Genomic DNA, 19141 nt, shown 5'->3' with positions numbered 1-19141 from the left:
TTTAACGCTCCGTGGTCTTGCGGATTTCTTTCTCGTCCATCCACTCGGCCAGACCGCTTTCGACGTCGACCAACTGCAGGCTGAATTTGTAGAAGACGTCCTTGTAGTCGCTGCTGCGCTTGACGATCGAGCTGATGGAGCCCTCGATGCGGTATTTGGCCGCGATCATGTTACCGGTCTTGGCCACAGTGCTTTTCTTGTACAGGCCGCTCTGGTTCTGCAGCTTGAGCTGGTCGACCTGGCTGTCCATGGCGTTGTTGTCGCTGGCAAAACGCGCCGCACCGGTTTTCATCAGTTGGGTCTTGATGCTGGTGGTGATCTCGCGGGTGTCGATGTACTCGCTGGTCTTGTTCTTCACGTCATAGACCTGGACCACCGGGCGGCCCTGCAAAACGCCGGACTGGGCCAGGGAGCGGGTCATGGATTCGGCGATCATCTGCAGGTCGGTGGAGCCGAATTCGTTGGTCACGGTTTCCACAGCCTTGGTGTCGCCGTAGCTGATGTTCTTGTTGCCCAGGACCGGGGAGTTGTTGGCGCAGCCGCTGACCAGCAGGACGGCGAAGGCGATGGAGGAAATGCGTACAAACATGTAGGGGCTCTCGAAAGCTGAAAAAGGGATAACGCGTCACTCAGGTACTTTCTGTGGCAGCGAGCTTGCTCGCGATAGCCGTGTGTCAGTCACATCATGGCTGGTTGATCCAGCGCTATCGCGAGCACGTTCGCTCCCACAGTTTTTTGCGTCTCAAGGCGTGTTGATTTCCAACCGGAAGTCCACGGCCTTGGGTGTCGGGGCAATGGCCGGCAGGAAGCTGGTTTGTTCGCCGTACATCGTCAGGCTTTTCCAGGTTTCTTCCTCGGCGATCGGAAAACCTTCCGGCCCCAGCCAGGCAAAGCGGTAATACATCGTCTTGTTGTTGTAGCTGGTGTTGCTCAACTGGACATTGACGGTCATGTAGCCGTTTTCCCGGGCTACGCGCATGGCGCCGACCACGATGTTTTTCGTCTTGCCCATCGCCACGACCTTACTGGCGGCACTGCCCGGCTCCGGTGGCGGTGGGGTGGCGCAACCGGCCAGCAAGGCCAGGGCGCCGACGGCGATCAGTTTTAAACGCATGTGAACAAGACTCCGTTCTTAAGGTTGCTTGAGGGCAATGGCGGTCGGGTTGGCGCTGGGCATCACTTGGGCGGCCAGGCCACCGGCGAACACCTGGTTACCCACCGCCCGCAGGCTGATGACCTGGTAACGCTGGTCGACGGTGACCTTGACCACCGAGCCGCCTATGGCGCTTGGCAAGGTCACCTGGTGCTCGCCTTTTTTCAGGCGCAGGCGTACCACCTGGGTGTAGTCCGGCAGGGTGCGCCAGGTCCGGGTGTCGGCGCCTTCGAGCACGGCCGAGGTGAGGCCCACAGCCAGGCCGGCCAGGGGGTTGGTGTCGTTGATCTGCTTTTGTGCCACGCCGCGGCTGATGGCGCGCACGGTGGTGCGCAGGATGATGCCTGGCATATCGTCGCGCAGGGCCCGACGGGACATGGCGGTGGTGCTGTTGAGCTGGGTCAGGTCCATCTGGCGGCCGTCGACGCCGATCTGGGCGAAGGTGGCGGTGGAGGTGTCAGGCTTGATCAGCGGGAACGACAAGGGTGTGATGACCAGGTTGCCGCTGATAGGCAAGGGCAGGGGAATGCGGATCGAGTCCCGCGACGGCGCCAGGCCACTCTGGACCACGATCAGGATGTCGCTGTCTTCGTTCTTGGCGGCAGGCTTGTCGAGGTTGAGCAGCGCCTGTTCCAGTAATGGTGTGTTCGGGCGCAGTTCGGCGGCCTTGCGATAGCCCGGCGCGGCCAGGTCCTTTTCGCCGAGGGCTTCGTAGACGAAACCGGCCAGGTAATGGCTGAACGCGCTCTGGTAACTGTTTTTGAGGCTGACCACTTCCGGGGCGTCGAGGCTGGCCACCGGGTAGCCCTTGAGGTCTTTGTACTCGGTCTTGACCCCTTGCTTCTCGGCGTCTTCTTCGCGCTTGAGGTATTCCTTGTCCCGCAGGTCGGCGATCACCGCTTCGCGTTCGTGGGTTTTCTTGATCTGGGTCCGCGCACCGTCGAAGTCGTTCACCGCCAGCAGGTTCAGGGCCATCTGCGTGGTCAGCATGACCTTTTCGTAGTCGTAGCCTTCGTAGCGGCGGACTTTATCGTTGACCAGGAAACTGCCGAACTGGGCCAGGTACTTGGCGGTGTCGAGCTTGACCGCGTCTTCCCACTGGCCGACCTGTTGGTCCGCGCTGGACCAGGCCTTCTGGCTGCCGGACAGATCGCCCTTGGCACGCAGCAGCTCACCTTTCTCGAAGAAGTACAGGAGGTCTTTGTCCTGGTTGCTGTTGTTCTTTTCCAGCAGGGTCAACGCTGCGTCGACGTTGCCGGAAGCCAACTGCTGGTTGGTCTGGGCCAATTCGCTGTCGTAGTTGCGAAAGGCCGAACAGCCGGACAGCAAGGTGATCGCACCGAGGGCGAGCGAAAAAGCGGCACGGGATGCCATGACTACATCTTCCCTGAGGTATCAGCCGGGGTGTGCGGGTCGGGCTGGGGCGATCCCACGGACAGGCATCGGAACGCTGTCAGTTCCTCATAAGAAGAGGAGCTTTTATGCCATCTGACAATAAGAAGGCGGCGCGATTATAAACAGGGCCCGGGGTTATGTAATGGCTTTTCAATGTCGAAGTGCCTTTTTTGTGACATCACCTCCAAAGCATGAAAATCCGATGAAAATGTACCGTCAACACACATCGCCTCTTGAGCCAAAGTCATTGGAAGTGAACAATGTGTTACTTCTTATTACCAACTGAGAGTCATTCATGACTGCCCCGTTTCGTATTCTGGCCTGGCTTGCACTGCCATTGCTGGCGTTGTGCAGCGCTCCGTTGCTGGCCGACACCGTTGAAGGCGCCCCCCAGGCGTTGCATTTGCTCGATTACATTGGTGCCGATTACCCGGTAACGGTCGAAGCGGGCAAGGTCGTCGATGAGTCGGAATACCGCGAGCAGCTGGAATTCACCCAGGCAGTGGAAGGCTTGATCGCCGGGCTGCCGGCCAAGCCGGAAAAGGCTGAGCTGACACAAGGCATCAGTGCCTTGCGCAGCGCGATCACCCAGCGTCAGGACGGCGGTGATGTTGCCCGCCTGGCCCGACAGCTTGGGGCCAGGTTGGCGGTGGCTTATGAAGTGAGCCAGGCGCCGGTCATCACCCCCGACCCTACACGCGGTGCGCCGCTGTACGCCCAGCATTGTTCGGTGTGCCACGGGGACAGTGGTGCTGGCGACGGGCCTGCCGGCGTCGGCCTGGAGCCGCCGCCGGCCAACCTGCGCGACGGTCAGCGCCTGGATCGCTTGAGTCTCTACGCGATCTACAACACCCTCGGCATGGGCGTCGAAGGCACCGACATGCCGGCCTTCGCCGATCAGCTCGACGATCGTCAGCGCTGGGACCTGGCGACCTACATCGCCAGCTTCAGCGCCGACCCGGCCGCTGCGAAAAGTGAGCAGATCTACAATCTTGCAGACCTTGCGCGGCAGACGCCGGCCGAAGTCCTCGCTGCGCAAGGTCCAGCTGCCGCGGCCACTTTCCGTGCCCAGCGTGCCCAGCCGCCGCAAGTGCAACGCGGCCCGGCACAGTTGCTTGATTACACCGCCGCCACCCTGGATAAAAGCATCGCGGCGTATCGTGCCGGTGACCACGACCAGGCCTACGACCTGTCGGTAGCGGCTTACCTGGAAGGCTTTGAGCTGGTGGAAAGCTCGCTGGATAACGTCGATGCCAACGTGCGCAAGGACACCGAAAAGTCCCTCATGGCCTACCGACAATCCTTGCAGGATGGCTTGCCGGTCGAGCAGGCCGAACAGCGCCTGGACGCGGCCAAGGCTAAATTGAAAGAGTCCGCCGGCCTGCTGGGCGGCGACGGCTTGAGCTGGTCGCTGAGCTACATCTCAGGGTTGTTGATTCTGCTGCGCGAAGGGTTGGAAGCGATCCTGGTGTTGGCGGCGATCCTGGCGTTCCTGCGCAATACTGGCCAGCAGTCGGCGGTTCGCAGCGTCAACGTTGGGTGGGGGTTGGCGCTGTTGGCCGGCCTGGCGACCTGGGGGCTGGCCGCGTATGTGATCGACGTCAGCGGTGCCCAGCGCGAATTGCTCGAAGGTGCGACGGCGTTGTTTGCCAGTGTGATGGTGTTGTGGCTGGGGGTGTGGATGCACGACCGGCGCCATGCGGCGGCCTGGCAGGATTACATCAAGAGCAGCCTGGTGGGCGGTGGCGGGCGTTTCGGTTTTGCGATCCTGGCGTTCTTCTCGGTCTATCGCGAACTGTTCGAAGTGATCCTGTTCTACGAAACCCTGTGGCTGCAGGCGGGCCCTGCCGGGCATAACGCGGTACTGGCTGGCGGCGCGACGGCGTTGGTACTGCTGGTCGGGTTGGCCTGGGTGATTCTGCGCGGCTCGGCAAAACTACCGCTGGCATTGTTCTTCAGCATCAATGCCGCGTTGCTATGCGCACTGTCGGTGGTATTCGCCGGTCATGGTGTGAAGGCACTGCAGGAAGCCGGGATCTTCGGCACCCGTCCGGTGGCGTTCTTCGATTTCGACTGGTTGGGTATTCATGCCGATGCCTATTCGCTGAGCGCCCAAGTGGTGGCGATCCTGGCGATCGTGGTGCTGTATGGGCGCAGTTGGGTGGTCGAGAAGCGTAGAGTTCAGGTTTCCTGAGAAAAGCATTCGCTGCGCTCATTATCGCGAGCAGGCTCGCTCCCACAGGATGTAGGCTGTCTTTGTGGGAGCGAGCTTGCTCGCGAAGCTTTTAAAGAGGAACAATCCCAATGCGCGTATGGATCGACGCCGACGCCTGCCCGAAGGCCGCGAAGGATCTGGTGGTCAAGTTCGCCCTCAAGCGCCAGTTCGAGGTGGTGCTGGTGGCCGGTCAGCCGCAGATCAAGCCTGGCCTGGCCTGCGTGAAGCTGATCGTGGTACCCAGCGGCCCTGATGCGGCGGACGATTACCTGGTGGAGCATGCGGTACCTGGCGAGTTGGTCATTTGCAGTGACGTGCCCCTGGCTGACCGGCTGGTGAAGAACGGCGTCGCGGCCCTCGACCCGCGGGGCAAGGAGTTCGATGCCCAGAACATGGGCGATCGGCTGGCGGTGCGCAACCTGTTCACCGATTTGCGTGAGCAGGGCCACATGGGTGGCGGCCCGGCGGCGTACAGCGAGCGGGACAAACAGGGGTTTGCCAATGCCTTGGACCGGATACTGACGCGGTTGGCCCGAATCTCCTGAGTCTTGCCCGATCCCCTGTGGGAGCGAGCTTGCTCGCGATAGCGGTGTGTCAGCCAATGCCTATGCCACTGAACTGACGTCATCGCGAGCAAGCTCGCTCCCGCAGCGGTGGGTCAGGCGTCGTTCTCGTGCGTCAGTTCCAACACCCGGTCCACCAGCTTGTTGATGCCCGAGGCCGCTTCGCTGATGTTCCGCGCCAGCATGTAGGCCGGGGTGCTGACCAGTTTGCGGGCGGTGTCTTCGACGATGTCGGTAACGGCACAGTCCTCGTGAGTGCCGCCCATCTTGACCACGGCGGCAGCGGTGTCGGCGTCGTTGCCGATGGTGCAGACCACGCCGGGGCCATAGATTTTCGCTGCCAGGGCCGGGGAGATGCAGATCAGCCCCACCGGTTTGCCCGCTTCGGCAAAGGCCTCGGCCAGTGCCAGGACTTGCGGCTGGACGCTGCAACCGGCGCCCTCGACAGCAAAGTTGGAGAGATTTTTCGCCGAGCCGAAACCACCCGGTACGATCAACGCATCGAAGTCTTCGGCCTTGGCGTCACGCAAGTCTTTCACGTTGCCCCGGGCGATTCGTGCCGACTCCACCAACACGTTGCGGCTCTCGGGCATTTCTTCGCCGGTCAGGTGATTGATCACATGCAGTTGGGCAATGTTGGGGGCGAAACACTGCACCTGTGCCCCGCGTTGGTCGAGACGCAGCAAGGTGATCACGCTTTCGTGGATCTCGGCGCCGTCATACACGCCACAGCCGGAAAGGATCACTGCAATTTTTTTGCTCATGGGTTTTTCTCCAGATTCATGGCGTTAAATGTCCACTAATTTGTCACTCGTTGCCATAGGGTTCTCCAGCAGCTACACCTAATCTGCCGGTTACCTCCAAGCTCGGATTGCGTCATGAATTTCATTCTGTATGCCGTGCCGTTCTTCTTCGTGCTGATTGCCGTCGAGCTGCTGGCTGATCGCTGGCGTGGCGTGAGTCACTACCGTGTGGCGGACGCGATCAACAGCCTGAGCACTGGTGTGCTGTCGACCACCACCGGCCTGCTGACCAAGGGCGTGGGGTTGGTGACCTACGCCTTCGCCCTCGACCACTTGGCCGTGATTGATCTGCCCGCCGACCGGGCCTGGACCTGGGTGTTCGCGTTTGTGTTCTACGACTTTTGCTACTACTGGCTGCACCGCATGGGCCATGAACGCAACATCCTCTGGGCCGCCCATTCGGTGCATCACCAGAGCGAGGACTACAACCTTTCCACCGCGTTGCGCCAGACCAGTACCGGGTTTGTGCTGAGCTGGATTTTCTACCTTCCATTGGCCGTGCTCGGCGTACCGCTGGTGGTGTTCGTCAGCGTTGCGGCGCTGAATCTGCTGTACCAGTTCTGGGTCCACACCCAGCACATTCCCAAGCTCGGCTGGCTGGAGTGGTGCTTCGTTACGCCGTCCAATCATCGTGCTCACCATGCACAGAACCCTCTCTACATGGATCGCAACTACGGCGGGGTGTTCATTATTTGGGACCGTCTGTTTGGCACCTTCCAGGAAGAAGACGATAACGAGCCGGTGATTTTTGGCGTGACCACGCCGCTGGCCAGCTGGAATCCGTTGTGGGCGAACCTGCAGTTTTATGCACAGCTGTGGGCGGATGCCCGGCGCGCCGAGCGCAGGTGGGACAAGCTGAGGATCTGGTTCATGCCCACCGGATGGCGGCCAGCGGATGTGGCCGCCAGGTTCCCGCTGAACAAGCCGGACTTGAGTCAGTTCCGCAAGTTCGACGTGCCGCTGGACGGGCATCAGCAGTGGTACGTGGCCTTGCAGTTCTGCGTCTACATCGCGCTGGGCAGCTACTTGATGAACCTGGAGAACAGCTTGCCAGTCGCTGCCCTGGCGCTCGGCTGGGGGGCGGTGGCCTTGGGCTTGTTCGTGCTGGGCGTGGCCCTGGAGAATCGCCCGTGGGCACTCAGGCTGGAGCTGTTGCGGTTGGTCTCGAACCTGCCGCTGGTGTGGCTGGCGCCGCTGGTCGGCTTATGGCCGGCAGGCCCTGTGGCCTGGGTCGGGCTGCTCAGCTACAGCTTGCTCAGCGGCATCGGCCTGTATTACTGCCGCCACCGGTTTACTCGGTGGGCGTCGTAGGTTCGCCGGACCTGGCTTGTTCCAGCCGCTCGGCTTCAAGGACCTTGCGGGCCAGCCGAGCGTTCTTGATGCGCCGCCGTAGCCACAGGCACAGGCCCAGCAGCAACAGGGCGCCGAGTACCCACAGCTCGTATTTCTTGATACTGCCAAGCATGCCTTCGAGCACCGCGCCGAAGTGGTACGCGGCAGCGGCCAACGCCGTGGCCCAGATCGCCGCGCCGATGCCGTTGAGCAGCAGGTAGCGGCCCGGCGGGTAGCCTGACAGGCCGATGGCCACCGGCATCACCGTGCGCAGGCCATAGACGAAGCGAAAGCTCAGGACCCAGATGTCCGGATGCTTGCGAATGTGTTCCAGCGCGCGATCACCCATCAATTGCCAGCGCGGCTTGCGCGCCAGCAGCTTGCGTCCATGCTTGCGGCCCAGGAAATACCACAGCTGATCGCCCGCGTAGCTGCCGCAGAATGCCACGACCACGACCAGGTTGATGTCCATGTAGCCACGGAACGCCAGGAAACCTGCGAGCACGAGGATGGTTTCGCCTTCGAAGAACGTGCCGATAAACAGGGCAAAGTAGCCGAAGTCATGCAGAAATTGTTGGAGCATTGTCTGGGTGCTGGCGAAATGAACGCGCAGCCTAACCCTTCAGGCACATTCAGGAAAGTATCGAAATGTGTCTCGACGTGAACAATTCCTACAATGACAATAACTGCGACGACAGGACGCAGGTGCACATATCTGTCATCTGTTGGTCATAATGGCCGCTTATAACTGTCACGCTCGCCCGTCAGCGCGGGCTCAGGAGTCTGCCGTGAGCTTTACCCCCGCCAATCGTCTGTTCCCTGCTACCCGCCTGCGTCGCAATCGCCGTGATGAGTTCTCTCGTCGGCTGGTGCGTGAAAACGTGCTGACCACCAACGACCTGATCCTGCCGGTGTTTGTGCTGGACGGTGAAAACCGTCGTGAAGCGGTGGCGTCGATGCCGGGGGTGGAACGCCTGACCATCGATCTGTTACTGGAAGAAGCCGCCCACTGGGTCGAGCTGGGCATTCCGGCGCTGGCGCTGTTCCCGGTGACGCCGCCGGCCCTCAAGTCGCTGGACGCTGCCGAAGCCTGGAACCCGCAGGGCATTGCCCAGCGGGCCACGCGTGCCTTGCGCGAGCGCTTCCCGGAGCTGGGGGTAATCACCGATGTGGCGCTGGACCCGTTCACCACCCATGGGCAGGACGGCATCCTTGATGAAGAGGGCTATGTGCAGAACGACATCACCGTCGATGCACTGGTCAAGCAAGCGCTGTCCCACGCCGAGGCCGGTGCCCAGGTAGTGGCGCCGTCGGACATGATGGACGGCCGCATCCAGGCGATCCGCGAAGCCCTCGAGGTGGCCGGTCACGTCAATGTGCGGATCATGGCCTATTCGGCCAAGTACGCCAGCGCCTATTACGGTCCGTTCCGCGATGCGGTCGGCTCGGCCCTGAACCTGGGCAAGGCCAACAAGGCCTCTTATCAAATGGACCCGGCCAACAGCCACGAAGCCTTGCACGAAGTCGCGGCGGACTTGTCAGAAGGCGCAGATATGGTCATGGTCAAGCCGGGCATGCCTTACCTCGACATTCTTTACCGGGTCAAAGACGAGTTCAAAGTACCGACCTTTGTTTATCAGGTCAGCGGCGAGTACGCCATGCACATGGCCGCGATCCAGAACGGCTGGTTGAGCGAAGGCGTAATCCTCGAGTCCTTGACCGCTTTTAAACGTGCAGGAGCTGATGGCATCCTGACTTACTTTGCCGTGCGTGCCGCTCAATTGTTACGAGAGCAGAAATAGCCTCCCAGGAACTTGCGATGAATACCGAAGGACTCTCTGAAGTTGCTGTAAAAGACGCTCAGCCCGTGGTCGAGCAAATTGCCGAGACACCGCCGGAAATGGAGCCTGCTCCACCGGCCGTCATCGAGCCTGCCCCGGCCCCGGCGATTGTCGTTCCCAACCTGGATGACAGCAGCCTGTACATCCATCGCGAGCTGTCGCAACTGCAGTTCAATATCCGTGTGCTGGAACAGGCGCTGGATGAGTCCTACCCGCTGCTGGAACGGTTGAAGTTCCTGCTGATCTTTTCCAGCAACCTGGATGAGTTCTTCGAAATCCGCGTCGCCGGCCTGAAAAAGCAGATCACCTTCGCCCGTGAACAAGCCGGTGCCGACGGTTTGCAGCCGCACCAGGCCCTGGCGCGCATCAGTGAACTGGTCCACGGCCACGTTGACCGTCAGTACGCGATCCTCAACGACATCCTGTTGCCGGAGCTGGAAAAGCACCAGGTTCGCTTCATTCGTCGCCGCTACTGGACCACCAAGCTCAAGACCTGGGTGCGCCGCTATTTCCGCGACGAGATCGCGCCGATCATCACGCCGATCGGCCTCGACCCGACGCACCCGTTCCCGTTGCTGGTCAACAAAAGCCTGAACTTCATCGTCGAGTTGGAAGGTATCGACGCCTTTGGTCGCGATTCCGGTCTGGCGATCATTCCCGCGCCACGCCTGCTGCCACGTATCATCCGTGTACCGGAAGACGTTGGCGGTCCCGGCGACAATTATGTGTTCCTGTCGTCGATGATCCATGCCCACGCCGATGATCTGTTCCAGGGCATGAAGGTAAAGGGTTGCTACCAGTTCCGCCTGACCCGTAACGCCGACCTGTCGGTGGACACCGAGGACGTCGAAGACCTGGCCCGCGCCCTGCGCGGCGAGCTGTTCTCCCGTCGCTACGGCGATGCGGTGCGCCTGGAGGTGGCCGATACCTGTCCGAAACACCTGTCCGATTACCTGCTCAAGCAATTCAACCTGCATGAGACCGAGCTGTATCAGGTCAACGGCCCGGTCAACCTGACCCGGCTGTTCAGCATCACCGGCCTGGACAGTCATCCGGAACTGCAATATTTGCCGTTCACGCCACAGATCCCGAAACTGCTACAGAACAGTGAGAACATTTTCAGTGTGATCAGCAAGCAGGACATCCTGCTGTTGCACCCGTTCGAGTCGTTCACGCCGGTGGTCGACCTGTTGCGCCAGGCGGCCAAGGACCCTCACGTATTGGCGGTGCGCCAGACCCTGTATCGCAGCGGCGCCAACTCGGAGATCGTCGACGCCCTGGTGGACGCGGCGCGAAACGGCAAGGAAGTCACCGCGGTGATCGAATTGCGGGCGCGCTTCGATGAAGAGTCCAACCTGCAACTGGCCAGCCGTCTGCAAGCGGCCGGTGCGGTGGTGATCTACGGCGTGGTCGGTTTCAAGACCCACGCCAAGATGATGCTCATCCTGCGGCGCGAAGCTGGTGAGATCGTGCGTTACGCCCACTTGGGCACCGGCAACTATCACGCGGCCAACGCCCGCCTGTACACCGACTACAGCCTGCTGACCTCTGACGATGCCTTGTGCGAAGACGTCGGCAAGCTGTTCAGCCAGTTGATCGGCATGGGCAAGACCCTGCGCATGAAGAAACTGCTGCATGCGCCATTTACCCTGAAAAAGGGCATGCTCGACATGATTGCCCGGGAAACCCAGTTCGCCCTGGAAGGCAAGCCGGCGCACATCATTGCCAAGTTCAACTCGCTGACCGATCCGAAAATCATCCGTGCGTTGTACAAGGCCAGCCAGTCGGGCGTGCGCATCGACCTGGTGGTGCGTGGCATGTGCTGCCTGCGGCCGGGCATTCCGGGGGTTTCCCATAACATCCATGTGCGCTCGATCATCGGGCGTTTCCTGGAACATACCCGGGTGTTCTACTTCCTCAACGGCGGCGAGGAACAGATGTTCCTGTCCAGTGCCGACTGGATGGAGCGCAACCTCGACAAGCGGGTCGAGACCTGCTTCCCGGTGGAAGGCAAGAAGCTGATCCTGCGGGTCAAGAAAGAGCTGGAAAGCTACCTCACCGACAACACCCACAGCTGGAGCCTGCAATCGGATGGCCGTTACATCCGCAACACGCCGACCGGCAACCAGAACCCGCGCAGCGCCCAGGCGACCTTGCTGGAGCGCTTGAGCAGCCCGGTGTTGGCGGTTCGTTGAGCGATTGGGCGGGAGCTGAACTCAGTCCTTGTGGCGAGGGAGGTTGCTGTGGCGAGGGGGCTTATCCCCTCGCCACAGAAGGTTTCAGGATTCAGTGAATATTCAGCACAATCCCAACCCGGGTTAGCCAGTCGGCTTCCTGGGCGAAGTCGGCCTGGGTCAGTTGGTTCTCTTCCAGCCAACCTTCGGGAAACAGCACATCCAGCTGATCGCCATTGGCGTGCAGGACCACCTGGGGCATTTCCTGGGTGCCGCGGATGTGGTGGAACAGGATCGCAAAGCGCAGCAGCACGCACAGGCGAATCAGTTTGATGCCGTCATCGCCGAACTCGGCAAATTTATCCTTGGGAATATTGCGTCGGTGACCGCGCACCAATAGCGCGAGCATCTGCTGGTCTTCCCGGGAGAAGCCCGCCAGGTCCGAGTGCTCGATCAGGTAGGCGCCATGCTTGTGGTAGTGATAGTGGGCGATGTCCAGGCCCACTTCATGCACCTTGGCGGCCCAGCCCAGCAATTCGCGCCAGACACCGTCGTTCAGATCCCAATCATCGGCCACCTGGTCGAAGGCATGCAGCGCCTTGCGCTCGACTCGTGCCGCCTGTTCCTGATCGACGTGATAACGCTCCATGAGCGAGCCCAGGGTGCGTTCACGGACGTCTTCGTGGTGATGACGCCCCAGTAGGTCATACAGCACGCCTTCGCGCAGGGCGCCCTCGCAGTGGTCCATGCGCTGCAATTCGAGAGCGTCGAAAATCGCTTCCAGAATCGCCAGGCCCGCCGGGAAAATCGCCCGGCGGTCAGGCTTGATGCCTTCAAAGTCGATCTTGTCCGCATCGCCGAGCTTGAACACCCGGCGCTTGAGCCAAGCCAGGCCCTCGGCATTGACTTCGCCACTGCCATGCCCGCCGGCCTTGAGCGCCAGGCCAATGGCGCGAATGGTGCCTGAGGAGCCGATGGCTTCATCCCAGGTCAGGCGATGGAGGGCGTGTTCGATACTCATGATTTCCAGGCGCGCCGCCGTATAGGCTTGGGCGTAGCGAGCCGGGGTGATCTTGCCGTCGCGGAAATAGCGCTGGGTGTAGCTGACGCAGCCCATCTGCAGGCTTTCGCGCAGCAGCGGCTCGAAACGCTGGCCAATGATGAACTCGGTACTGCCGCCGCCGATGTCCGCCACCAGGCGTTTGCCCGGGGTGTCGGCCAGGGTGTGGGACACGCCGAGGTAGATCAGGCGGGCCTCTTCACGGCCGGAGATGACTTCCACCGGGTGGCCGAGGATCTCTTCGGCACGGCGGATGAATTCGCCGCGGTTGCGCGCCTCGCGCAGGGCGTTGGTGCCCACGATCCGCACCGCGCCCAGGGGCATGCCGTTGATCAGTTGGGCGAACCGCTTGAGACAATCGAGCCCGCGCTGGATGGATTCTTCACTCAACTGGCGTTCTTCGTCGATACCGGCGGCCAGTTGGACCTTCTCGCCGAGCCGCTCAAGAATGCGGATTTCCCCGTTCTGGGCCTTGGCGACGACCATGTGGAAGCTATTGGAGCCCAGGTCTATGGCAGCAATCAGGGACAGATTCTTGGCTTGGGATGGCGGCATGGTCAAAAAGTCTCGGTCGATAACTTCGACATCCTGCCACGATCAACCGGTTACGCCAACGCAAAGGCGACCGCTTCGCGGTCAATCGCGAGCAAGCTCGCCCCCACAGGTGAACGAACCGCATGTGGAATGCGGTCAGGGTGGGAGCGAGCCTGCTCGCGATGAGTCCGGAAGCGGCACCGCAGAACCTCAGGCCGCAGGCTCGATTGTCCCAATGAAATTCGCCAGCTCGGCCGTCTGCGGCTCGGCGAACAAGACCTTGGGGTCGCCGACTTCATGCACCTTGCCCTGGTGCATGAACACCAGCTTGTCGCCGACTTCCCGGGCGAAACGCATTTCATGGGTGACCATGATCAGGGTCATGCCTTCCTTGGCCAGTTGCCGCACCACGCTGAGCACTTCATTGACCAGTTCCGGGTCCAGGGCCGAAGTGATTTCGTCGCACAGCAGCACTTTCGGCGACATCGCCAAGGCCCGGGCAATCGCTACCCGTTGCTGCTGGCCACCGGACAAACGGTCCGGGAAGGCATCGAACTTCTCGCCGAGGCCGACCCGTTCCAACATCTGCCGCGCCAGTTCGGCCGCCTTGGCCTTGGGGACCTTCTGTACAACCTGCGGCGCGAGCATCACGTTCTCGCCGACGGTCAGGTGCGGGAACAGGTTGAACTGTTGGAACACCATCCCGACTTTCTGCCGCAGGCTGCGCAGGTCGGCACGGGCGGCGTCGAGGTATTCGCCGTCCACCTCGATCACGCCGTCGTTGATCGACTCCAGGCCATTGAGGGTGCGCAGCAAAGTGGATTTGCCCGAGCCGCTGCGGCCGATGATCGCCACCACCTGGCCTTCCTCGACGGTCAGGTCGATGCCTTTGAGCACGTGGTGATCGCCGTAGTATTTATGCAGGGCGGAAATTCTAAGCAGAGGCATGCAGTCTCCTTTCCAGGTAGCGCGCACTGAGGGACAAGGGGTAGCAGAGCAGGAAGTAACCGAGGGCCACCAGGCCATACACCATGAACGGCTCGAACGTGGCGTTGGCGAGCATGCCGCCGGTCTTGGTCAGTTCGGTAAAACCAATGATCGAGGTCACTGCTGTGCCTTTGACCACCTGTACCGAAAAGCCCACGGTCGGCGCCACGGCGATGCGCAGGGCTTGGGGCAGGATCACGTAGCGCAACTGTTCCAGTGGGTTGAGGGCCAGGCTCGAAGAGGCTTCCCACTGGCCGTTGGGGATCGCTTCGACGCAACCGCGCCAGATCTCCGCCAGATAGGCACTGGTAAACAGCGTCAAGGCAATCGCCGCCGCCATCCACGGCGAAATCTCCACCCCGGCCAGGGCCACGCCGAAGAACACCAGGAACAACTGCATCAACAGCGGCGTGCCTTGGAACAGTTCAATGTAGGTGCGGGCGACGTTGCGGGGCAGGGCGTTTTTGGAAATGCGCAAGACCATGACCAGCAGGCCAATCAGCCCGCCGCCGATAAACGCTACCAACGACAAGGCCAGGGTCCATTGCAAGCCCGTGAGCAGGTTGCGCACCACGTCCCAGAAAGTGAAATCGCTCATTGGCTGCTCCTGGCAATGTAGCGGCGACCCACCCAGTTCAGGAACTGGCGGATCAACAGGGCCATGCACAAATAGATCAGCGTGGTCAGTGCATAGGTTTCAAAGGCGCGGAAGTTGCGCGATTGAATGAAGTTGGCAGCGAAGCTCAATTCTTCGGTGGCGATCTGCGAACAGACCGCCGAGCCGAGCATCACGATGATGATCTGGCTGCTCAGGGCCGGCCAGACCTTGCCCAGTGCCGGCAGCAGTACCACGTGGCGAAAGGCTTCGAAGCGGCTCATCGCCAGCGCTGCGGCGGCTTCCAGTTGCCCGCGCGGGATGGCCTGGATGCCGGCGCGAATGATCTCGGTGGAGTAGGCACCGAGGTTGATCACCATCGCCAGCACCGCCGCTTGCCATTCGGAGATCTGCAGGCCCAGGGACGGCAAGCCGAAGAAGATGAAAAACAGTTGCACCAGGAATGGCGTGTTGCGGATCAGCTCCACGTACACGCCGAAGATCGCCGCGAACGGACGAATGTTCCACGCCCGCACCACGGCCCCGACGATGCCCAGGCTGACCCCGAGCAGCGCGCCGATGGCCGTCAGTTCCAGGGTGAACAAGGCACCGCGCAACAGCAGCTCGGTGTTTTGTACCACCGGCAGAAAATCGAACTGATATGCCATGCTCAGCCTCTCAAGCGACGGTCAGAGGTCGGCCGGCAGTGGCTGTTTGAGCCAAGTCTGGGAATTTTTCTCCAGGCTGCCGTCGGACTTGGCGGTGGCGAGGATCTGGTTGACCTTGTCCAGCAACGCCGGCTCGTTCTTGTTCACGCCCACATACACGGGCGAGTCCTTGAGTTTCACCTTCAGCGCCGGGACACGCTTGGGGTTGCGTTCGCTGATGGCGACCATCACCACGTTGCCGCTGGCAATCAGGTCGACCTGGCCGGCCAGGTAGGCGGCGATGGTCGAATTGTTGTCTTCGAAGCGCTTGATGGTGACGCCTTCGGGGGCGACCTTGGTCAGCTCGATGTCTTCGATGGCGCCACGGGTGACGCTGATGGTCTTGCCCTTGAGATCATCCAGGCCGTTGATGGCTGCGTCGGGTGGGCCGAACACTGCCAGGTAGAACGGCGCGTAGGCGCTGGAAAAGTCGATGACTTTTTCCCGCTCCGGGTTCTTGCCCAGGCTGGAAATCACCAGGTCCACCTTGCCGGTGGTCAGGAACGGGATGCGGTTGGTGCTGTTGACCGGGGTCAGTTCGAGCTTGACCTTGAGCTGGTCGGCCAGCAGTTTCGCAGTGTCGATGTCCAGGCCGCGGGGCTTCATGTCCGGGCCTACCGAGCCGAACGGAGGAAAGTCCTGGGGCACGGCGACCTTGAGCGTGCCACGCTTGACCACGTCTTCCAGGCCATCGGCGTGGGCGGGTAGCTGGCAGAGCATCAGGCTGGCAAACAGGGCAGTGAGCAGGGCGCTGCAACGCTGAATCATGGCGAATCTCCGCAATCGGTGATGTGATTTCTGCGTTCGGACAGAGCACAGGCCATGCCAAACAAGCTTTTATTCAGTCAAAGCCACGGAATTGCTGGTGTTTGGCGGTCTTACTGGTCTGAACAGTTGCGGCACATTTCGCACCTTTATCGGGCGTCGGTATTTGTCGCCGAACCCTGCTGGGGCACGACTTGCCGGGCGCGGCGAATAGCTTTACAACTACCGGCTTCTTCACTCGGCTTGTCTGAAAATCCATGAATTCCATCTCTCGTGCCGTTCCCGAAGTGGCGCTGCAAGCCATCCGCAAACTGATCGCCGATGAAGGCTTCGGTCCCGGGGATGCGCTGCCGTCGCAACGGGATCTGGCATTGCAACTGGGTGTCAGCCGGGCGTCGTTGCGCGAGGCGCTTTCCTCGTTGAGCGCTTTGGGCATGATCAGCGTGCAGCCGGGCAAAGGTGTGTTCGTGCAGTCGTCGACAGAGATGCCACGCCACGAGTCGGCGCCGGGCTGGCCGTTCGCGGCCCAGGCTTCGCCGGTGGATATCTTCCAATTGCGCTACGCCTTGGAGGGCTTCGCGGCGGGGTTGGCGGCGGTGACGTTGAGCGCCGACGAGCTCGACACGCTGCAAGACAATATCGAAGCCATGCGCCGGGAGTTGAAAGTCGGGGATTTCGACGCCGCCGCTCGGCTGGATTTCGAATTCCATCGACGGATCCTGTTGGCCAGCGGCAATCAGGCAATGTTGAGCATCCTCACCGCCAGTGCCGATATCTTCCTGGAAAGCCAGAAACTACCGTTCATCAGGGCGGAGCGGGCGATGGAGACGTGGCAGGAGCATCGCAAAATCCTTCGCGCCTTGGCTCGCCGCGCTTCGGGGGCTGCGCAAAAAGCCATGCAGGAACATGTACGTAACGCTGCGTTGCGTACCGGAATTTCCTTCGTGGCACCTGCTGCCTCGTGACGTGGGCCATACTCAAATACATCTGCTGCCATAGCGAGACTCAATCAACTCAAGCTTCCTGAACCTTGGAAGGGCAGCTATGATGGGCCACGTTTTTTTGCTGATTACCCGGAGACTTCCATGAGCAACGAGCTTATCAAACACGTTAGCGACGCTAGCTTCGAGGCTGACGTACTCAAGGCCGAAGGCCCGGTACTGGTCGACTATTGGGCTGAGTGGTGCGGTCCCTGCAAAATGATCGCCCCGGTCCTGGACGATATTGCTACCACCTACGCAGGCAAGCTGACCATCGCCAAGCTGAACATCGACGAGAACCAGGATACTCCGGCCAAGCACGGTGTGCGTGGTATCCCGACCCTGATGCTGTTCAAGAACGGCAACGTCGAAGCCACCAAGGTTGGCGCGCTGTCGAAGTCTCAACTGGCCGCTTTCATCGACGCTAACATCTAAGCGTCGAATGCCATTGAAAAAGCCCCGCAAATCGCGGGGCTTTTTCGTTATTCAGGGCTAGACGCTCGCAAACGCAGGTGTTACATTCGGCCCCGCACTGGTTTCTCCATTGCCCCCTGCAAGCCGTCGCCGACGCTCTCCTTTCGAATAAGTACGCGATCCTGTCGCCTTCTCCGCGGCGCGGCCTCATTAAGCCAAAAGCTTAATTTCCCCCCTCCATAAATGATTACGTCATTCCTATATGAATCTGACTGAACTCAAGCAAAAGCCGATTACCGAACTGCTCGAATTGGCCGAACAGATGGGCATAGAAAATATGGCCCGTTCGCGCAAGCAGGACGTGATTTTCTCCCTGCTCAAAAAGCACGCGAAAAGCGGCGAGGAAATCTCCGGTGATGGCGTGCTGGAGATTCTCCAGGACGGCTTCGGCTTTCTCCGCTCCGCAGACGCTTCCTATCTCGCCGGCCCAGACGATATCTACGTCTCGCCGAGCCAGATCCGCCGTTTCAACTTGCGCACCGGTGACACCATCGTTGGCAAGATCCGCCCTCCGAAGGAAGGCGAGCGTTACTTCGCACTGCTCAAGGTCGACACCATCAACTTCGACCGCCCGGAAAACGCGAAGAACAAGATTCTCTTCGAGAACCTGACCCCGCTGTTTCCGACCGTGCGCATGAAGATGGAAGCCGGCAACGGCTCCACCGAAGACCTCACCGGTCGTGTCATCGACCTGTGCGCACCCATCGGCAAAGGCCAGCGCGGTCTGATCGTGGCGCCGCCGAAAGCGGGCAAGACGATCATGCTGCAGAACATCGCGGCCAACATCGCCCGTAACAACCCTGAAGTTCATCTGATCGTGCTGCTGATCGACGAGCGTCCGGAAGAAGTGACCGAGATGCAGCGCACCGTGCGCGGCGAAGTGGTCGCCTCGACGTTCGACGAACCGCCGACCCGCCACGTGCAGGTTGCCGAAATGGTGATCGAGAAGGCCAAGCGCCTGGTCGAGCACAAGAAAGACGTGGTGATCCTGCTGGACTCCATCACCCGTCTGGCCCGCGCCTACAACACTGTGATCCCGAGCTCCGGCAAGGTGCTGACCGGTGGTGTCGACGCCCATGCCCTGGAGAAACCGAAGCGTTTCTTCGGTGCTGCGCGCAACATCGAAGAAGGCGGCTCGCTGACCATCATCGCCACCGCGCTGGTTGAAACCGGCTCGAAGATGGACGAAGTGATCTACGAGGAATTCAAAGGCACCGGCAACATGGAGCTGCCTCTGGATCGCAAGATCGCCGAAAAGCGCGTCTTCCCGGCTATCAACATCAACCGTTCCGGCACCCGCCGCGAAGAGTTGCTGACGGCCGATGACGAACTGCAGCGTATGTGGATCCTGCGCAAGCTGCTGCATCCGATGGACGAAGTCGCTGCCATCGAGTTCCTGGTCGACAAGCTGAAGCAGACCAAGACCAACGACGAGTTCTTCCTGTCGATGAAACGCAAGTAATACCAAGCACGCTTCAAGAAAGGGCGCCCTGAACAGGGGCGCTCTTTTTTTTCGCGGCATTTGTATCAAAATAGACAACTTTCCCAGGCCGGTAGTGTCCG

The 19141-nt window shown here is 60.8% G+C and carries 18 protein-coding genes; 8 read left to right on the top strand and 10 right to left on the bottom strand.

Annotated features, from left to right (window positions below; genetic code table 11):
* Position 1: 1 nt before the first annotated feature.
* The 3 genes from lpoB to SGN16_RS28205 form a co-directional block, all read right to left on the bottom strand.
* Positions 2-589, bottom strand: a complete 588-nt coding sequence (gene lpoB, locus SGN16_RS28215) for a penicillin-binding protein activator LpoB (protein WP_210641967.1) — start codon at positions 587-589, stop codon at positions 2-4.
* 153 nt (positions 590-742) lie between these two features.
* Entirely contained in the window at positions 743-1114 is a 372-nt protein-coding gene (locus SGN16_RS28210; RefSeq protein ID WP_186706841.1) for a YcfL family protein, read from the bottom strand.
* A gap of 18 nt (positions 1115-1132) precedes the next feature.
* A complete protein-coding gene (locus tag SGN16_RS28205; protein ID WP_335944648.1) occupies positions 1133-2527 on the bottom strand; it encodes a hypothetical protein in 1395 nt (464 codons plus the stop codon).
* Between the two features lie 316 nt (positions 2528-2843).
* Here SGN16_RS28205 and SGN16_RS28200 point away from each other — a divergent pair, with 316 nt between their 5' ends.
* Positions 2844-4742, top strand: a complete 1899-nt coding sequence (locus tag SGN16_RS28200; RefSeq protein ID WP_210641965.1) for a cytochrome c/FTR1 family iron permease — start codon at positions 2844-2846, stop codon at positions 4740-4742.
* A gap of 110 nt (positions 4743-4852) precedes the next feature.
* Positions 4853-5308: a YaiI/YqxD family protein gene (locus SGN16_RS28195; RefSeq protein ID WP_210641964.1), complete on the top strand. Its 456-nt coding sequence runs from the start codon at positions 4853-4855 to the stop codon at positions 5306-5308.
* A 113-nt stretch (positions 5309-5421) separates the two neighbouring features.
* Here SGN16_RS28195 and elbB read toward each other — a convergent pair whose 3' ends face one another.
* Entirely contained in the window at positions 5422-6090 is a 669-nt protein-coding gene (elbB, locus tag SGN16_RS28190; protein ID WP_335944647.1) for an isoprenoid biosynthesis glyoxalase ElbB, read from the bottom strand.
* Between the two features lie 114 nt (positions 6091-6204).
* Between elbB and SGN16_RS28185 the strand changes: the two genes are divergently transcribed.
* Positions 6205-7440: a sterol desaturase family protein gene (locus tag SGN16_RS28185; protein ID WP_335944646.1), complete on the top strand. Its 1236-nt coding sequence runs from the start codon at positions 6205-6207 to the stop codon at positions 7438-7440.
* On the opposite strand, the gene SGN16_RS28180 is transcribed toward SGN16_RS28185, so the two are convergent.
* Positions 7421-8044 carry a DedA family protein gene (locus tag SGN16_RS28180; protein ID WP_335944645.1) on the bottom strand — a complete coding sequence of 208 codons (624 nt, stop codon included), beginning with the start codon at positions 8042-8044 and terminating at the stop codon, positions 7421-7423. The two genes, SGN16_RS28185 and SGN16_RS28180, sit on opposite strands and share 20 nt — an antisense overlap.
* Positions 8045-8249: 205 nt before the next feature.
* Here SGN16_RS28180 and hemB point away from each other — a divergent pair, with 205 nt between their 5' ends.
* Together hemB and ppk1 are read left to right on the top strand one after the other, a co-directional pair.
* The gene (gene hemB / locus SGN16_RS28175; RefSeq protein WP_210641960.1) at positions 8250-9263 is read left to right on the top strand and encodes a porphobilinogen synthase; all 1014 of its coding nucleotides are present in this window, start codon (positions 8250-8252) and stop codon (positions 9261-9263) included.
* Positions 9264-9280: 17 nt separating this feature from the next.
* A complete protein-coding gene (gene ppk1, locus SGN16_RS28170) occupies positions 9281-11497 on the top strand; it encodes a polyphosphate kinase 1 (RefSeq protein ID WP_210641959.1) in 2217 nt (738 codons plus the stop codon).
* Positions 11498-11588: 91 nt separating this feature from the next.
* Here ppk1 and ppx read toward each other — a convergent pair whose 3' ends face one another.
* From ppx to SGN16_RS28145, 5 genes are all read right to left on the bottom strand, one after another.
* Entirely contained in the window at positions 11589-13091 is a 1503-nt protein-coding gene (ppx, locus tag SGN16_RS28165; RefSeq protein ID WP_210641958.1) for an exopolyphosphatase, read from the bottom strand.
* Between the two features lie 189 nt (positions 13092-13280).
* Positions 13281-14018, bottom strand: coding sequence for an amino acid ABC transporter ATP-binding protein (locus SGN16_RS28160; protein ID WP_210641957.1), 738 nt, complete (start codon positions 14016-14018; stop codon positions 13281-13283).
* Complete coding sequence (locus SGN16_RS28155) at positions 14005-14655, bottom strand: amino acid ABC transporter permease (RefSeq protein ID WP_135847708.1); 651 nt, start codon at positions 14653-14655, stop codon at positions 14005-14007. The genes SGN16_RS28160 and SGN16_RS28155 overlap by 14 nt, the downstream gene beginning before the upstream one ends.
* Positions 14652-15320: an amino acid ABC transporter permease gene (locus tag SGN16_RS28150; RefSeq protein ID WP_210641956.1), complete on the bottom strand. Its 669-nt coding sequence runs from the start codon at positions 15318-15320 to the stop codon at positions 14652-14654. Before SGN16_RS28150 ends, SGN16_RS28155 begins: the two co-directional genes overlap by 4 nt.
* Positions 15321-15341: 21 nt before the next feature.
* Positions 15342-16127: a transporter substrate-binding domain-containing protein gene (locus tag SGN16_RS28145; RefSeq protein WP_109752597.1), complete on the bottom strand. Its 786-nt coding sequence runs from the start codon at positions 16125-16127 to the stop codon at positions 15342-15344.
* Positions 16128-16381: 254 nt separating this feature from the next.
* Between SGN16_RS28145 and SGN16_RS28140 the strand changes: the two genes are divergently transcribed.
* The 3 genes from SGN16_RS28140 (at position 16382) to rho (ending at position 19040) form a co-directional block, all read left to right on the top strand.
* On the top strand, positions 16382-17089 hold the full coding sequence (locus tag SGN16_RS28140; RefSeq protein WP_210641955.1) for a FadR/GntR family transcriptional regulator: 708 nt from the start codon (positions 16382-16384) through the stop codon (positions 17087-17089).
* Between the two features lie 120 nt (positions 17090-17209).
* Positions 17210-17539, top strand: a complete 330-nt coding sequence (gene trxA / locus SGN16_RS28135) for a thioredoxin TrxA (RefSeq protein ID WP_210641954.1) — start codon at positions 17210-17212, stop codon at positions 17537-17539.
* Positions 17540-17780: 241 nt separating this feature from the next.
* Complete coding sequence (gene rho / locus SGN16_RS28130) at positions 17781-19040, top strand: transcription termination factor Rho (protein ID WP_025216061.1); 1260 nt, start codon at positions 17781-17783, stop codon at positions 19038-19040.
* Positions 19041-19141 lie beyond the last annotated feature (101 nt).

Origin of the sequence: Pseudomonas sp. G166 (genome assembly GCF_037027455.2) — a bacterium.
GTDB lineage: Bacteria > Pseudomonadota > Gammaproteobacteria > Pseudomonadales > Pseudomonadaceae > Aquipseudomonas.
Note: the sequence above shows the minus strand (reverse complement) of the source record. Positions and strands in the feature narration are given on the sequence as shown.

Coding starts and splice junctions, on each gene's coding strand:
- lpoB (WP_210641967.1), bottom strand. CDS start 589: ATGTTTGTACGCATTTCCTCCATCGCCTTCGCCGTCCTGCTGGTCAGC.
- SGN16_RS28210 (WP_186706841.1), bottom strand. CDS start 1,114: ATGCGTTTAAAACTGATCGCCGTCGGCGCCCTGGCCTTGCTGGCCGGT.
- SGN16_RS28205 (WP_335944648.1), bottom strand. CDS start 2,527: ATGGCATCCCGTGCCGCTTTTTCGCTCGCCCTCGGTGCGATCACCTTG.
- SGN16_RS28200 (WP_210641965.1), top strand. CDS start 2,844: ATGACTGCCCCGTTTCGTATTCTGGCCTGGCTTGCACTGCCATTGCTG.
- SGN16_RS28195 (WP_210641964.1), top strand. CDS start 4,853: ATGCGCGTATGGATCGACGCCGACGCCTGCCCGAAGGCCGCGAAGGAT.
- elbB (WP_335944647.1), bottom strand. CDS start 6,090: ATGAGCAAAAAAATTGCAGTGATCCTTTCCGGCTGTGGCGTGTATGAC.
- SGN16_RS28185 (WP_335944646.1), top strand. CDS start 6,205: ATGAATTTCATTCTGTATGCCGTGCCGTTCTTCTTCGTGCTGATTGCC.
- SGN16_RS28180 (WP_335944645.1), bottom strand. CDS start 8,044: ATGCTCCAACAATTTCTGCATGACTTCGGCTACTTTGCCCTGTTTATC.
- ppk1 (WP_210641959.1), top strand. CDS start 9,281: ATGAATACCGAAGGACTCTCTGAAGTTGCTGTAAAAGACGCTCAGCCC.
- ppx (WP_210641958.1), bottom strand. CDS start 13,091: ATGCCGCCATCCCAAGCCAAGAATCTGTCCCTGATTGCTGCCATAGAC.
- SGN16_RS28160 (WP_210641957.1), bottom strand. CDS start 14,018: ATGCCTCTGCTTAGAATTTCCGCCCTGCATAAATACTACGGCGATCAC.
- SGN16_RS28155 (WP_135847708.1), bottom strand. CDS start 14,655: ATGAGCGATTTCACTTTCTGGGACGTGGTGCGCAACCTGCTCACGGGC.
- SGN16_RS28150 (WP_210641956.1), bottom strand. CDS start 15,320: ATGGCATATCAGTTCGATTTTCTGCCGGTGGTACAAAACACCGAGCTG.
- SGN16_RS28145 (WP_109752597.1), bottom strand. CDS start 16,127: ATGATTCAGCGTTGCAGCGCCCTGCTCACTGCCCTGTTTGCCAGCCTG.
- SGN16_RS28140 (WP_210641955.1), top strand. CDS start 16,382: ATGAATTCCATCTCTCGTGCCGTTCCCGAAGTGGCGCTGCAAGCCATC.
- trxA (WP_210641954.1), top strand. CDS start 17,210: ATGAGCAACGAGCTTATCAAACACGTTAGCGACGCTAGCTTCGAGGCT.
- rho (WP_025216061.1), top strand. CDS start 17,781: ATGAATCTGACTGAACTCAAGCAAAAGCCGATTACCGAACTGCTCGAA.